14 protein-coding genes are annotated in these 14,931 nt (G+C 43.4%); 3 read left to right on the forward strand and 11 right to left on the reverse strand.

What is annotated here, in order from left to right; all coding sequences use genetic code 11:
• The first annotated feature begins 105 nt into the window (after positions 1 to 105).
• A complete protein-coding gene (locus MAS10914_RS0121235) occupies positions 106 to 1,239 on the forward strand; it encodes a glycosyltransferase (protein WP_017317958.1) in 1,134 nt (377 codons plus the stop codon).
• A 136-nt stretch (positions 1,240 to 1,375) separates the two neighbouring features.
• Here MAS10914_RS0121235 and MAS10914_RS0121240 read toward each other — a convergent pair whose 3' ends face one another.
• From MAS10914_RS0121240 to MAS10914_RS0121270, 8 genes are all read right to left on the reverse strand, one after another.
• On the reverse strand, positions 1,376 to 2,050 hold the full coding sequence (locus MAS10914_RS0121240; protein WP_017317959.1) for a hypothetical protein: 675 nt from the start codon (positions 2,048 to 2,050) through the stop codon (positions 1,376 to 1,378).
• A 1,211-nt stretch (positions 2,051 to 3,261) separates the two neighbouring features.
• On the reverse strand, positions 3,262 to 4,617 hold the full coding sequence (locus tag MAS10914_RS0121245) for a (Fe-S)-binding protein (RefSeq protein WP_017317960.1): 1,356 nt from the start codon (positions 4,615 to 4,617) through the stop codon (positions 3,262 to 3,264).
• A 57-nt stretch (positions 4,618 to 4,674) separates the two neighbouring features.
• Complete coding sequence (locus tag MAS10914_RS0121250; RefSeq protein ID WP_017317961.1) at positions 4,675 to 5,967, reverse strand: FAD-binding oxidoreductase; 1,293 nt, start codon at positions 5,965 to 5,967, stop codon at positions 4,675 to 4,677.
• A gap of 121 nt (positions 5,968 to 6,088) precedes the next feature.
• On the reverse strand, positions 6,089 to 6,223 hold the full coding sequence (locus MAS10914_RS36290) for a PIN domain-containing protein (RefSeq protein ID WP_017317962.1): 135 nt from the start codon (positions 6,221 to 6,223) through the stop codon (positions 6,089 to 6,091).
• A 275-nt stretch (positions 6,224 to 6,498) separates the two neighbouring features.
• Positions 6,499 to 6,717: a toxin-antitoxin system HicB family antitoxin gene (locus MAS10914_RS0121260; protein ID WP_017317963.1), complete on the reverse strand. Its 219-nt coding sequence runs from the start codon at positions 6,715 to 6,717 to the stop codon at positions 6,499 to 6,501.
• A gap of 6 nt (positions 6,718 to 6,723) precedes the next feature.
• Complete coding sequence (locus tag MAS10914_RS0121265; protein WP_017317964.1) at positions 6,724 to 7,146, reverse strand: putative toxin-antitoxin system toxin component, PIN family; 423 nt, start codon at positions 7,144 to 7,146, stop codon at positions 6,724 to 6,726.
• A 4-nt stretch (positions 7,147 to 7,150) separates the two neighbouring features.
• On the reverse strand, positions 7,151 to 7,312 hold the full coding sequence (locus MAS10914_RS34500; protein ID WP_156818207.1) for a hypothetical protein: 162 nt from the start codon (positions 7,310 to 7,312) through the stop codon (positions 7,151 to 7,153).
• 1,155 nt (positions 7,313 to 8,467) lie between these two features.
• Positions 8,468 to 10,033 carry an NB-ARC domain-containing protein gene (locus MAS10914_RS0121270; protein ID WP_017317966.1) on the reverse strand — a complete coding sequence of 522 codons (1,566 nt, stop codon included), beginning with the start codon at positions 10,031 to 10,033 and terminating at the stop codon, positions 8,468 to 8,470.
• Positions 10,034 to 10,450: 417 nt separating this feature from the next.
• Between MAS10914_RS0121270 and MAS10914_RS34510 the strand changes: the two genes are divergently transcribed.
• Positions 10,451 to 10,777, forward strand: coding sequence for a hypothetical protein (locus MAS10914_RS34510; RefSeq protein ID WP_156818208.1), 327 nt, complete (start codon positions 10,451 to 10,453; stop codon positions 10,775 to 10,777).
• A 140-nt stretch (positions 10,778 to 10,917) separates the two neighbouring features.
• Here the strand turns inward: MAS10914_RS34510 and MAS10914_RS0121280 are convergent, their stop codons facing one another.
• Complete coding sequence (locus MAS10914_RS0121280; RefSeq protein WP_026082713.1) at positions 10,918 to 12,279, reverse strand: NAD(P)/FAD-dependent oxidoreductase; 1,362 nt, start codon at positions 12,277 to 12,279, stop codon at positions 10,918 to 10,920.
• Positions 12,280 to 12,639: 360 nt separating this feature from the next.
• Here MAS10914_RS0121280 and MAS10914_RS0121290 point away from each other — a divergent pair, with 360 nt between their 5' ends.
• Positions 12,640 to 14,379 carry a purple acid phosphatase family protein gene (locus tag MAS10914_RS0121290; RefSeq protein WP_026082715.1) on the forward strand — a complete coding sequence of 580 codons (1,740 nt, stop codon included), beginning with the start codon at positions 12,640 to 12,642 and terminating at the stop codon, positions 14,377 to 14,379.
• Here MAS10914_RS0121290 and MAS10914_RS32260 read toward each other — a convergent pair.
• Positions 14,367 to 14,558, reverse strand: a complete 192-nt coding sequence (locus tag MAS10914_RS32260; RefSeq protein WP_051151134.1) for a hypothetical protein — start codon at positions 14,556 to 14,558, stop codon at positions 14,367 to 14,369. The genes MAS10914_RS0121290 and MAS10914_RS32260 overlap by 13 nt on opposite strands.
• Before the next feature lie 3 nt (positions 14,559 to 14,561).
• Positions 14,562 to 14,879, reverse strand: coding sequence for a hypothetical protein (locus MAS10914_RS0121300; protein ID WP_017317971.1), 318 nt, complete (start codon positions 14,877 to 14,879; stop codon positions 14,562 to 14,564).
• Positions 14,880 to 14,931 lie beyond the last annotated feature (52 nt).

Genomic DNA, 14,931 nt, shown 5'->3' on the forward strand with positions numbered 1-14,931 from the left:
CTTTTCCTTATAGAAGGCTGCAACAAGAGTCTACTTGCGATGACTTTTAGGTCTACATCTCCTTACGGTAGATTTGTTGTAAATACTTTACATTACCTATGACCGATGATGCGCGTAGTCGCCTATACAGATTCTGCCGGTATTGGAGGAGCGGAAATTAGCCTCCAACATTTAGTCACTAATGTGTCTAAAGATATAGACATTACCATAGTCGGTACTAGCCATCTGGTAGTAGATGCAATTGCACAGCATAGACTGCAAGCATCGCGGGTGGTATTACCTGCGATGGGAATCCTGTCCCTAACGGCGCACCTTCAGGCGTTGCATCGCCTGCGTCCTGATGTGGTACATATCAACATCTGCACCCCTTGGGAGTGTGCAACGGGTCTTTTGGCTGCACTGACATTACCTAATGCTCGTGTGGTGCGCGTTGACCAGCTACCATTACGCACTACAGACGCTGTTAAGTTGTGGCGTACTAGGGCGCTGTCGCTGCGAGTTGATGCTCATGTTGCCGTTGGTGAGCCAAGTGCAAGGCGGATGGAGGATTTCTACGCTCTAGGTCGAGGCACAGTAATTTCTATACCAAACTGTATACCGGATATTACAGAGCAGAACTCCATCCCCATCCCTTCCCCGTTTATGAACAGGGGTGCTAGAGGCACTGATGGACAGATAGTGATTGGTAGCATCGGTAGACTGGATGCCATGAAGGGTCACGATCTTCTGCTGCGGGCTATTGCTCAACTTGAAGGAGTGCGAGTGGTTATTCTGGGTGAGGGTGGACAACGTACAGCCCTGGAGAAGCTAGCAACTGAGTTGGGAGTGAGCGATCGCGTCGAGTTTCCCGGATGGATGGATAACCCCCGCGCCTACATACCACAATTTGACATCTTTGCTATGCCTTCCCGTTCAGAGGGGTTTCCTTTAGCGGTAGTTGAAGCAATGCTTGCCGCCTGTCCTGTGGTTGCTACCCGCGTGGGTAGCGTTGCGGAAGCGGTGAGCGATGGCGAAACTGGGTTATTGGTAAATAAAGACGATGTAGAAGGACTGACTGCTGCACTGCACCGTCTGCGTGATGATGCAGCACTGCGTATCCGTCTTGGTCAATGCGGTCGGGAGGTAGCACGGCGTAACTTTACCGTAGAACATATGGTTAACAGTTATGAGCGCCTATGGTATGAAGTGGTGACAAAGCCTCAAGCTCCCCGACTGTGGCTTCCACAACCCCGTGAATGACTAAGTCGCATCAAGATTTATCTATGATAGCTAGGTCTACTGTTGGACTCCACTCATTGTTGAAGTACTGCTCCAGTCTTAGTGCAAGCAACACCAAATCCCACAATGCACCCAGTTTGCCTGTAGGGAATTGAGCTTACGGAACTGGGGAGGAACCCAGGTTCTGAGGCGAATTGATGTTAATTGTGATTGCTGTACCCTTGAGTTCTCCTCCTGTGGCAGTGTTGTACAAGATGAACCCTCGGCTTGGTTGGTCGAAGAGATATCCACGACCAGAGGGTGGTACTTTCCCTTGCTTAACTAAAGCAATGAAAGATTCCAGATACCTACGTATACTCTGATGGTTCCCTTGATTTGTCTTCGTATGCTTCTCAATAAGCATCATGAACAAGTCCAAGCTGCGAATATCTTGTCCTTCAATGAGACTACCGTTATTTAAGAAAGAACTGGCTATGAGCTTTCCATTGACTTGTTGAACTTTAAAAAGGGTGTAATAGCGCTCCTGTTTTTGCTCAACTCTGACATAACAAGCCCAGGAACCGTCCGGGTTCTGTCTAAAACCTTGCTGTGCTAGATAGGAAAGCGGAGAAAGGCTTTGCTCTCCTGTCGGTGAAGGGAGTAAATTCTCGACTGCATCGAAAGAGCAAATCTTCTGCTGCGTTGTTTCTGGCTGGGGAACAGTTGGAGTCTGCTGCGTTGTTTCTGGCTGGGGAACAGTTGGAGTCTGCTGCGCTATTGCAAAGTCAGGCATAGCAGCATATGCAGACACCGAAAGAGCGAATGTGCCAATCAAACGAACAATGATATTCATAAAGTGTTGGCGAGTGAGTAGCAAGGGGTACGGTTAGCGATGTTGACAAAAACCCATGCTTGATGAGTCAGCAAGGGGTTTTAGTCGTGGAATATCAATAATGTACACTAAGCACAAAACTTTGATGGAAAGGGCGTTTTACCGTCTAACAATGCCTGCCTATTTTTAGTCAAAGTAGGCAAAGTCACACTGCTTTTTGATAAAAGAATCAAAGTTCTAGCTTGTTGAAAAGGTAATAACTGAGTTTTGTTTTACACAAGTTGCTTTTGGCAAACTTTGCCAAAGGCATAGATTCTTGTTCTGTTGCTACTCAAACTCCAAGTGGAAGTCGTGATATGCACTACTGGAGCCATAGAGATACTATCCTTCATGAAGATGTGTGGAAGGTGCCATTTTGGGCAAAGTAATCCCTCTAGCGAGCTAATTTTAGCCGTTGATGTTGTTAAATGTTTATTAGTTAATAGTTGCACACGGATGTTAACTATTAACTTGGAACACACACAAATAATTTACACCGAGATTGATACACCGTTGATAACAATTTAAAAAAGCTAGAGTGGTTATATTGTGCAACCGCTTTTTAGAAAAGTCAATCACCAGAGTACTGGTCTTTACTTATTATTGTAAGAATTTTTTGTAGCTATACAAATTTAAAATCGGGTTGGATCAGTTGAGTAAGTTTTGTGATATTATTTTCTGAATATAGAATTAAGAGCATAGCTAATTTATAAAGTACATCTTAAGTAGTCAAAGGCACAAGTTTACAGCGCGATATTAAGTAGTTGTGCCGCGCTTTACAAATTTAACGTTGTCTGTATAAACAGCTTCTAAAATGGCATTAGCTCTTAATTATACCAAGCTTTATCTGGATAAGTTAATATACTTATTTCATTGTTTCTGATGTCAGGATTCTTAGTCTTTTTGATACGCATCCTCTTCCAAGTCAAACTATTCTTCAGCTAATTGCAAATCACGTTCAGCCTATCAATTCTTTCCTCGACTGTTTCTTCTAGCAATATATTATTTAGAGGATGTTTTCAAAGTCGAAAGCAGTTAAAAATTATGGGAGGCGTCTGACCATGATGCGGATTATAGCGATACTGAGGTGAATACAAAAAGTAGATATCATGTAAATGAAACCACAGATAATTGGTCTGTGTTTATCTGTGGTTCCAAATAATAAATTAGGATTTTTGCAAAAAGTCTAATGTCTACAATTCCAACTTCACACCCCGAATTGAATAATCCAACAACTCCATCGGGTGCATGATGGAAATTTTCTTACCCTGCAACCTCAAATGCTTGCTAATTTGCAAAGTACAACCTGGGTTAGCAGAAGCAATTAACTCCGCACCAGTATTCAGCAAATTCTGCACTTTTTGGTTACCCAATTCTTCAGCGACCTCTGGTTGCAGCATATTGTAAACCCCCGCACTACCACAACATATAGCCGCATCGATAGGTTCGCGCAATTTCACACCAGGAATTTGCCGCAATACCTGACGCGGTTGCACACTAATCTTTTGCCCGTGCAACAAATGGCATGCATCTTGATAAACCAAAGTCAAGGGTTTATCACTAAGAGGTGACAATTTTGCTGTTAAACCAACAGTCGCCAAAAACTCTTGCACATCTCTAACTTTCGCGGCGAATTCTTTAGCTTTTTCCCGATATTCCGGGTCATCCTCTAAAATGTGACCATACTCTTTTAACGTATGACCGCAACCAGCAGCATTGATAATCACGAAATCGACATCAATATTTGCAAAACTATCAATCATCTGCCTTGCTAAAGCTTTGGCTTGTTCCGTTTGTCCTTGATGTTCGGGAAGCGCCGCACAACACCCTTGAGTTTTAGGAATCACAACCTCACAGCCATTTGCTGTTAAAACACGCACAGTTGCTTCATTTATAGAAGAAAAAAATAGCCTTTGCACACATCCCAAAATCACCCCAACTCGGTAACGTTTCTCACCCTGCGCTGAAATCACATCTGGTAAATTACCTTCAAAGGATTTTAAAGTAATTTTTGGCAAAATTGTTTCCATTGCAGCCAAGCGGGGAGATATCCGCTTCAGCAACCCAGTCGTACGTACAAGTTTCTGCAAACCCAACTTTTGATAAACAAACAATGGAACGAGCAAAACTTTCAAACGATTGGGATAGGGAAACAAAGAAAATATCAGTTTGCGAAGCAGTGTATCCGACAAACTGCGGGGATAATTGCGTTCAACTTGGTGACGAGTCGCAGAAATCAACTTGTCATACTGCACACCAGAAGGACAAGTCGTCACACAAGCAAGACACCCCAAACAACTATCAAAATGTTGTGCAGTTGCCTTATTTAGAGGAATCTCACTCTCATTAATTGCATCCATTAGATAGATGCGCCCTCGCGGAGAATCCATCTCCTTGCCAAGAACCCTGTAACTGGGACAAGTCGAGAGACAAAACCCACAATGAACACAAGTGTCAATCAACTTTGGCTCAGGCGGATGGTTTGCATCAAACCCAGTCAAATCCTGCAAACTAGCCTTCTTACTATCTGAATTTTCTGAAACTTGCATATTATTTCTTATTCTCCCCCCTCTTGGCGTCCTTTGCGTATAGGTGGTTTAGTTAAACTAAATTCCACCTACAAAACGACCAGGACTTAAAATATTTTCCTTATCAAACTGTTCTTTTATCCGATGCATTAACTGCACAGCATTACCAGTGTAGCCCCACACATCAACCTGCTGCTTAACCTTCACTGGTGCTGACAAAATAGTCAAGAAACCACCATGACTTTGACAGAGATTTCGTGTCCCCAACACCTTATCAACTGTATTTTCACCCTCAAATCGCAACACCCCCAAACCGCTAGCGATGTGAACCAAACCCACTTCCGCTTGAGTCAAAACCTCAACAGCAGAAGTTGGTAGTACTCCTATTTTGCAAGTTATTGCAGAGTCGTTGGGAGAAGAATGCATTTGTTGTCGCAATATGCGCCATAACTCAACTTCATCTACTGTTGAATATATCGTCCCTTGCAAACCGAGTTTCGCCCCTACTTCCAAAAGTCGGTTTGATTGTTCTTTGACACTCTGTGCAATACTTTGGAAGCGAACAATTAATCCCAATCCTTGACCCAACTCCAAATTAGATACCAGTTGAGTTGATAGCAAATCAGCTTGGGTTGGTGTTAAAGCAGAACCTCGCAGTGCATCAGCAGCTTGGGATACAGCCTCAGCCATACCAGTCAGCACTACCGTACCCGATGCTTCAGGTAACGGATAAACGCGAAAAGTCACTTGACTTATAACCCCTAGTGTACCATACGACCCAGTAAACAACTTCATCAAGTCGTATCCAGCAACGTTTTTCACCACTCGCCCCCCAGCTTTGGCGATTTGTCCATCAGCACGAACAAAGCTAATACCCAACAGTTGATCCCGTACACTCCCGTAACGCTGTCGTAGGGAACCTGTGTCAGCGGTAGTAACAATACCCCCAATTGTTGCTGTATCTTGTGTAATAGGGTCAAGGGCGAGAAATTGCTTAGAGTCCGCCAAAATTGCTTGGAGATCAGAAAACTTCATTCCAGCTTCGACTGTAATCGTCAAATCACCTATGGCGTGTTCAATCAGTCGGTTGAGGCGTTCTGTACTCACTACGATATCAACGTCTTTGACTAACCCACCCCAGTTCAGTTTACTGCCACTACCGCACGGTAAAACGCGCCAATTATTGCGATGCGCTTCTGTCATGACTTGGGCTAGCTGTTCGGTGGTGTGAGGATAGACAATACAACCGGGAGGAGTTGGGGAAGCGATCGCCACTAATATAGATTTTTGCTGACTGAGTGGTACATCTTCCCAACAGACACTATTTTCTGTGCCAACAATAGATGCAAAACAAGAGGCTAGCGCTTTCATCTGTTTGTTTTAGACTCTCTATATATCAATACGGTTCATGAAAGCAGCACATTTTTATTAGCTTTGGTGAAAGCCTTACTGTATAACGCATTGGTGATTTGATTGAGTCAGTGCTACTTATCTATAAAAATTCAATTTGACTGATGACGGAAATTCCTACCCATTCGGCATTTTGCAATAATGTAACCAACGCCCCGGAACCTTGTAATAACGAAACGATGACATTTGTATCCAGTAGATAACGTTTACCACTCATCCCGTAACATCCTTGTTTCGGTGATACTATAGCAATCCTAAATCATTTATAAACAATTCCTGTTCCCTGTTCCCTTTTAACTCATATTATGAGTATATCTATGCAGAGGCAAGTAAAGAAAAAATATTCTTAAACTTGGCGATCGCACCCTTGATATTCATACTTTTGTAAAGGCGATCGCTTCTAGTGATGGGATTGATTTAGGCGATCGCCCCTTGGGCGGCTCCTCCGGAGCATCGCCTCCGGTTAGGTTTTACATTATTTCTTTACAAGCTCTATTCTGTCAGAGTATCAAGTTTAGTTAGTATTCTTAAGCCTTCTTCTGGGTTGCCAGTTGCAGCCATTGCTTTAAATCTTGTATAGGCATCAAATTCTGCTAGAGCTATGGTAGAAAGTTCTTCAATCAATTTATTGACACTTATGCCTTTGGCTTGAGCAAGTTCTTTCAATCTGTTATGTTTATCATCTGGTAAACGAATAGTTAAAGTTGCCATTTTTGTTTAACTCCTAATAATTTCTTCTGGTGTTAGTATTGATAAGTTAGGAAATAACAATTCAGTGTTTTGGAAATCTTTGATATTGTGAGTGGCAATAATATGAGCATTTCCCGCAACTGCTAATTCAATTAAGTGATTGTCAGCTTCGTCTTTTAAATTAGGTCGCCATAAATAGTAAATAGAAATCCATTGGCTTACGCTCATCAGTGATGCAAGTAAAGCAGAGATTTCTTCACTAGTTAAAGGACATTTGGCGAGAATTTCTGAGCGCTGAATGACTGACTCATACTCAGAAAATAAAGCATTTCCCATCAAAGGCTGATATTCACCTTTCAAGCAGCGTCGAATGAGTTCTCGACTAGAGCCTTTAGAGCTAATAAGCGCACTAATAAAAACGCTGATATCAACTACAATTTTAATCGCCATCTTATTATGATGGCATATACGCTGTCATAAAAGTCCAAGTTAAAAGACTCAAAAGCGATCGCCCTTTCGGAGCATCGCCTCTGGCGGGCACTCTGTGCCAAAGCCCTTTGGGCACGCTACGCGATGGGCAAAGCCCCGCTTTCAGCGATCGCACTTCGTTGCACACTCTTTGCTGACACAAGCATTCTACTAAATTCTTAACTGATACCTTAACTGATATATCTGGTCTGGTGCAAACAGAGGAAACGTTGCATAGTTGAATTAACGCTGAATAAAGGGAGCAGATCAAGCAAGCGATCACAGTGATCGTATTTATGCGGATATTAGAGAAATAGCTAAAATGAACTTTTGGATTGAACTTCTGTCACGGATTACTGTAAATCTTTAAGTTTTACTGATTCTGGGGTCTTGCAACGATTCTCTCACTCCCAACTCTTAAATGGCAGCACAAATTACGTGTTCTTGGGAAATTGCCACTTTACCACAGACACTTTGTCAGGAAGCCTTGACTTTCAGCGCATAAGTTGGTCGCGCTTATTCCTAATAACAATATAGGAGTGATTTGCAGTGATTTACAAAATGCCCTCTGCCAGGAGCTTTCTGTCCAAAGTCTAATCCGAAAAATGTAAGTGAAAAAACATAAAAAAATAGCAGTGATACTATGAAAGATTCGATATGTTTGACTATCCATTTGGCTCTTAGTTTATTTTCACCCCCTTTAGGTGTTTTCCTCACACTTATTTTTGAAAAACCAAATAATCGCAATTGGCTTCATTGGTGGATTAACCTTGCTCTAACGATGTCACCATTACCGATTATAGGTAGTATTCATGCAATTTGGTTTATTGTAAAAGAAAAAAAATTACTCAACTCTTGTCCCAATCGAACAATGTATCCACTTCACAAACAAATACTAAATTCCTGCAAAAAACTCACAATATTGTGTCCATTATTCAAAATATTGTGTCCATAATTGGTATTATTATTAGTCTTATACTAACTTCGTTGGCTACTTATATAGCCTTTCAAAATTTAATGATTCAAAAGCAAAATTTTCCTAAAATTCCTCATAAAACTAGTTATATATGTTGTACTGAGACAAGCAAATACAAGCTTCCTTCTACTGATTTTTAGAATGAAATAGCCCTGTTCACTAACTCACCTTGGTTTAATAACTTATCTAGTAAAGATTTCAATTCATCAACTGACTTAAAAAGACGATAAGCAATATATTCTTTACATAGAATGCCAAACTAATTCAATAATGTTGTGCTAACAAATTGAGGACATTGCCTCCCGCATACCTTGCCAGTATTGAGGTTTAATGTCTTTGCTGCTCCAGCACATCCTTCAACATCTGCACAAGCTTTTGCTGGCTGCCCAACTCTATCAGCAGTTGCTCAAGCAAGGGTTGCACAATCAGTTGTCGTTGTGTCTCCCGAATGCAGTCTTTTGCAGTTGCCTTCATCAGGGCATGAGTTTGGAGAAGAGCGACGGGTGAGGAACTTTCTGCTCTCTCTCTACTGCTTACTATTTCTTTACAAACTTGCTTAACCAATCGCTCCGTAACGTATTCCTTGACTACAGGTTGCAGTGAGAATTGCTTTCCTGCTTTTTCAATGAGCGATCGCGGAGCGGTCTCTATGAGACATCGCCGCAACAGCGAGTACAAAGCGTCCGGCAATTCTTGCTTAGAGGTGACACTCACTACATCTTGTTTTAATTCCTTTACAGATACGGGTTCGCGATTAATTGCCAACCACAACATCACCTCTTGTTCTACTGGCGACAAGCGACTAAACTGGCGATCAAGCAGATCGCGAATATCATTAAAGACTAGTACTCCTTGTCCGATATACTCCAACACCTCCGCAATAGAGCCGTCAAACAACTGTTGAATTCCTGCTGCTACCATCTTCAGCGCGAACGGGTTGCCTCCGTAGTATTTGATCAGTCTGATCCATTCTGCGTCCGTACCCGTGAATTGTCCTCTAGGCTCGAACAGCTTTCGCCCATCTTCGGGTTTTAATCCTCTCAGTTGCAGCGAAGCGCAAGCGCGACGACAAGTCGTTCGCACTTTTTTCTCCTCTCCTTCAAGCGCTACAATATCTTTGGGCTTTTCCCGACTGGTCACGAGCAAGCAACTCTGATGGGATACCTCTCCAATGCGCTGGAACAGTTGACCGTATCCCTCATAACCCTCCATACAATGTCCAGCCTCACCACCAACGCTTAAGATTGTCTCAGCATTGTCTAAAATCAGTAGACAGCGTTTATCCCGAAAGTACTCCATCAGCTTGGACAGTTTCCCATCCAAACTAGTAGGTACAACAGGGTCTTCTTGGAGCATCTGCATTATTGATTGCAATACGCTTCCCAATAACTCCTCCAAGGTTGGGGGATTTTGGAGCGATCGCCACACCACTACCTCAAACTCAGTTTTAAATTTCTGCCCGAATTTCACGGCTAGCGCAGTTTTGCCAATTCCACCCATTCCTAGGAGTGCGACTAAACGGCAATTTTCTTCCAATACCCACTGCTGTAGCTGTGCCATTTCCTCACAGCGATCATAAAACACAGATACATTCGGTGCGTCCCCCCAATCTTGCCGTTGGTTTTCCTGTCGGACATGGGTATAATCTTCGTCGGATAGCTTCTCTAAACCAAAGGCTTTGACGTAGCACTCTAGTGAATCCTGGTCAACCGCGACTTTGCGCTTGCGGATGCGAGAGATAGTCTGTATTGATAGACCTGTGCGATCGCACAGTTGCTCTTTGGTAAAGCGCTGACCGCTTCGTTTCTCAGCCTTTTCCAGCTTGCGCCATCCCACGGGTGTGAGGATGACACCCCGATTGCGTTTGCTTTGAGAGGGGGAGTTGGAGGACATAGATGTACCGTAAGGATTCAGGTCAGGGGGTATTGACAGGTTAATTTACCCCATCGAATTCATTCTGAAATCGGATGCATCTCACTTTTTTAGATACAGCAATGCTGAATGAATTGTGAAATTATCGGCAGTCAAGAGTCAACAATTAACAGGAGGCAGTGCGGTGGACGGGTCTCCCGGCATAAAGGAGCCAGTGCGGTCTTGGGGTCTCCCCAAGTAGAGCACCTGGCGTCACCTGCCGTTCAAAAGTGACTATTGACAACCCTTATGATGATTTCACTAATCAAATAGGACTGCTATATATACTGAACTACAAACTGAAGTTGCTGCTTTTCGGATTGTTATAATAATTGCTGGCTGAAAACCCTTGAATATGTGGCTGACTCAGGAAGACACATCTGTACTTCAGGCAATGGGATGGCAGATGTTACCAACGGATACGCCGCTCCGCGTCTACAAGCCGGGAAACCAGATTCGGGTTCAGATATAGCAGTCCTAAATCATTCATCAACACAAGTGCGATCGCCCCTTGGGCGATGTCTATCGACAAGCCGCTTTGCGTCTACGCATTCTGAGCAACTGTGTCCAATGAGCGATGTCTGGCGACAAGAAGCAGAGCTTCTACGCACTGTTGATGATGAGGTTGATGTAGGCGCAATAGCGATCGCTCAGCAAAAGTGGGGCTGGGCGTCTTCCTCACCGGAGGCGGAGCATCTCCGGCTCCGCTCAAAAACGCTCAAGTGAGCCAACCCGCAAGAGAAACCCACACCGAATCAAAGATTACGGTGTGGGAGCAAGTGAAGTTTTACAATACCCGTTTGTTTACTTATCGTATCCGCCCAACATCACCCCGTCCGAAGGGCGGGGTGAGGTAAAATAAGCCCTTATACATTAACCGCCTGTCTATTGTTTGCTGGTGTATAATGTCCGTTTGCGTTTTCAGATTTTACATCCTGCAATAGTTCTTTACCTGTAATCAATCTTGCCCCACGTTTGCGGGTGAAATAGTTCCAGCCCCACTGAATCATGACCACCAGCTTGTTGTCAAATTCAATTAGGAAGTAAATGTGAACAAACAACCAAAACAGCCAGGCGAAGAAACCTGAAAATTTCATAAAACCTAAGTCTACAACGGCAGAGTTTTGTCCAATGACGGCTAAACTACCCCAATCAAAATAACGAAATTGTGGCAACGTGTTACCTTTGAGACGTTGTTTAATCAGTGAGGCGACGTATTGTCCTTCTTGCATCGCCACAGGTGCAACACCAGGTAAGGGTTTACCGTTTTGATGGGCAAAATTCGCCAAGTCTCCAACGACAAAAATGTTGGAGTGCCCTTTGATACTCAAGTCCGGTTCAACAATAACTCGTCCGGCGCGATCGCACTCTGCACCTGTGCTTTCTGCTAGCATCTTCCCTAAAGGCGAAGCTTTCACACCTGCTGCCCATAATACCGTCTTCGCATGAATCTGCGTCACCTCATCACCTTGTTTGAGGCTGACAACATCTCCTTCTATGTTCGTGACTAGTGTTTTTGGTTGAACGGTAACGCCTAAGCGCGTCAGTGATGCTTCTGCTTGGTTTGATAACTCTGGTGCAAAGGGTGGTAAAACTCGATCCAAACCTTCGAGGAGTAAAACTTGTGCTTCGGATGTGTCGATGTTGCGGAAATCCTCTTTCATAGTGTGGTAGGCTAGTTCTGCGATCGCCCCTGCTAATTCCACACCAGTAGGACCACCACCGACAATCACAAAAGTTAACCAAGCACGACGTTTTTCGGGATCAGTTTCCTTTTCTGCTGCTTCAAACGCCGTAAAGATGCGGCGACGCATTTCTATTGCATCTTCCACGGTTTTTAAACCAGGGGCAAATTCTTCCCATTGGTCCTTGCCAAAATAAGAATGCTTTGCACCTGTCGCCAGGATTAATGAATCGTAATGTATCGCTTCTTCACCCATGAGCACTTTTTGTGCTTGGGGATCGATATCATTCACTTCTCCTAGCAGCACTTTCGTATTTTTGCTCTTACTTAGTACGGAACGCAGTGGTGAGGAAATATCAGCCGGAGATATCGTGCCAGTGGCGACTTGGTATAAAAGTGGTTGAAATAGGTGAAAATTACGTTTATCAATGAGAGTCACTTTGACATCAGCACACGAGAGTGCTTTTGCTGCATATAATCCTCCAAATCCACCACCAACAATGACTACGTGATGTGGTGGCTGATTTTCAACTGCGTTCACCATACGATTTGTTTCCTTTTTTTGACCACTTGTCATCCTTCTTAACAAATTTTAATCAATTTCGTCAGAGTAGTTCTGCTCATTTTTTACATATTCAGAAAAATAAAGGTATTCTTAAAAACAGAAAAGGTGTGATTTTTGTTACTTTTTTTAGTTTTATTTTATGCTCTCAGTCAGTGCAAATTCTGCCTTTACAGCTTTCGGTGATGGCTACATATTCTTTTACAACCGTTCCAGAATGATAGACATTACCTTTGTTTACAAAACCAATACATCCGGACATCATCTGGAACGGTGCGATTTTATTTTGTCGGTGTATTGTATTTCTACAAAATTGAGATGCACCAAAGTTTTGGAATCGCAATGCTGAGATATTTCACAACTCGCAAAATCCTAGCTGGTTTATTTGTGCTAGTTATCTGCCTTACTCTAGTATACGGTTGCTTTCCTGGGCAAAAAACTCTAAAGTCTGCACCCCAGTTGCTGACAGATCCATTTCTACAACTCCCCACTCAATCTTCAGTGCGAGTTGTGTGGTTTACTGAGTTTGCTGGTTCTAAACATAGTGTTGCCTATGGGGACAATTTCCAGCAAACAGCCACAGCGAATACTACCAAACTTAGTCGTACACGGGAAGACCAGGAATCAAGAGTAGGAAACAAAACCCAAAACGGACAATACAAGCAACCTGTCGCGCGAGACATTTGGCGACATGAAGCCCAAGTGGTTGGCTTAACTCCAGGTAAACGAGTTTCTTATCGCGTCACCAGTGTACGAGAAGATGGCGAGAGTATCAGCAGTAATAGTTTTACCTTAGCACCCACCCCAACTGCAGGAACAGCATTGAAAATTCTGCTCACGTCTGACCATCAGTTGAAACCAATGATAGCAGCAAATCTGCAAAAGGTCGTGGAAACAGTTGGTAGAGTGGATGCGGTGTGGTTAGCAGGAGATGCAGTCAATATTGCAGACCGTGCCTCAGAATGGTTTGATGATCATGGGGGCGGTGCTTTCTTCCCTTGTTTGCAAGGTCGTGCCAAGTCCCAAAGAGATTTTAACGGTGTGAAGACATCTTTCACTGGTGGAGAAATCATTCAACACGCCCCTATGTTTACCAGCATTGGAAATCATGAAGTGATGGGACGCTTTGGCAAGAGTGAAGGTTTAGGTGCTGAATTTAATGATGCGATCCCGCGTGCAGTTGCTATGAAGTTGTATGGGGAAAAGTCGCTGAAAGATAATTCTTATAATACTGATACCTACGAAGAAATTTTTACATTACCCCAAAGTAAAGAAGGTGGAGAAACTTACTATGCAGTAAGTTCTGGTGATGTACGTCTGGTAGTTCTGTACGCAACAAATATGTGGCGGACTCCCAATATGGATGCAGAAGCCAGAGGGAAGTACCGCGAAAGAGATAAAGATTTGCAAAACCCAGAGAATTGGGGTTACGGACAGGTTATTTTTGAGCCAATTGCCAAAGGAAGCAAGCAGTACAACTGGTTAGTACAAGAACTCAACAGCCCTGAGTTCAAACAAGCAAAGTATAAAGTGGTGATGTTTCATCATCCGCCACATTCTTTAGGCGACAATATTGTCCCTGCTTATACTGATCCCGTCCAGGTTATTGAACGTGATGCTAAAGGCAAAATCAAGGCAGTGCGTTACAACTACCCTAAAGAAGCAGATTACCTGATCCGCGATGTGATGCCCTTACTTGAAGCGGCTAATGTACAGTTGGTATTCTACGGGCATTCGCATGTGTGGAACCGCTTTCGTAGTCCATCAGGAATGCACTTTCTTGAAACATCCAATGTAGGCAACACTTACGGTGCTTTCTTGAGTGGCGATAAGCGACCAGTCCCACCTAGCGACAAAAAGGATTATGCTGCACTTGGTGATCCCAATGAGTTAAAACCAGTTGTACCAACAATTGCTCCTTTGTCAGGTAAAAATGGTAAACCTCTGCCGTATATTGCTAGTAATGACATCACAGCTTTCAGCATCTTTGACACGAGTACGGGGACAGTCAGTAGCTATCGTTTTGATACAAGTCAGCCGAATTCAAAAGTTGTGAAGTTTGATGAGTTTCAGGTGCGATAAAACGTTTCGGGATTTAGCTGTTGGGTTTCACCTGCGTGATATTCAGCCATTGTTGCGGCTGCAAGTTTAGCAAGGGCATCTTGGGAACGTGCGAAGGCTGCATCCCACTGGACTTCATCTTCGAGTTCTTCCAGAATCATAGCAGCGATTGCATTCTGTTCACTAGAGCGCCAGTACAGTAATCACGGTTCCGGGTTAGCCCTCTTCCATGACTTTGCCGAGAGAAAAATCAAAGCCAAAATCTGAAACATAGACACTGTTAGGGATTTGGACTTTAATTTCTCACACAAAGCCTGAAACATTGATTCCTGGGTAAAGCCTTTCGCTGTAAGGGTTTCAGGATATACTATGGAGAGAGTGATGGAAGAGCGATAAACTCCAACAATTTCTCGTGTCACAGCATCAATGGCAAGCCAAATCCACTGTTTATAGCGGTTTGCAATTGGGTGAAGTACACAAAGAAATAATGAACCACAGATGAACTCTTGCGTGCGTTGCACAGAGAAGTTGCAAGGAGGGTTTCCTCCTTTGCAAACTTCGTGCCGTACAGAT

Source organism: Mastigocladopsis repens PCC 10914 (genome assembly GCF_000315565.1).
GTDB classification, from domain to species: domain Bacteria; phylum Cyanobacteriota; class Cyanobacteriia; order Cyanobacteriales; family Nostocaceae; genus Mastigocladopsis; species Mastigocladopsis repens.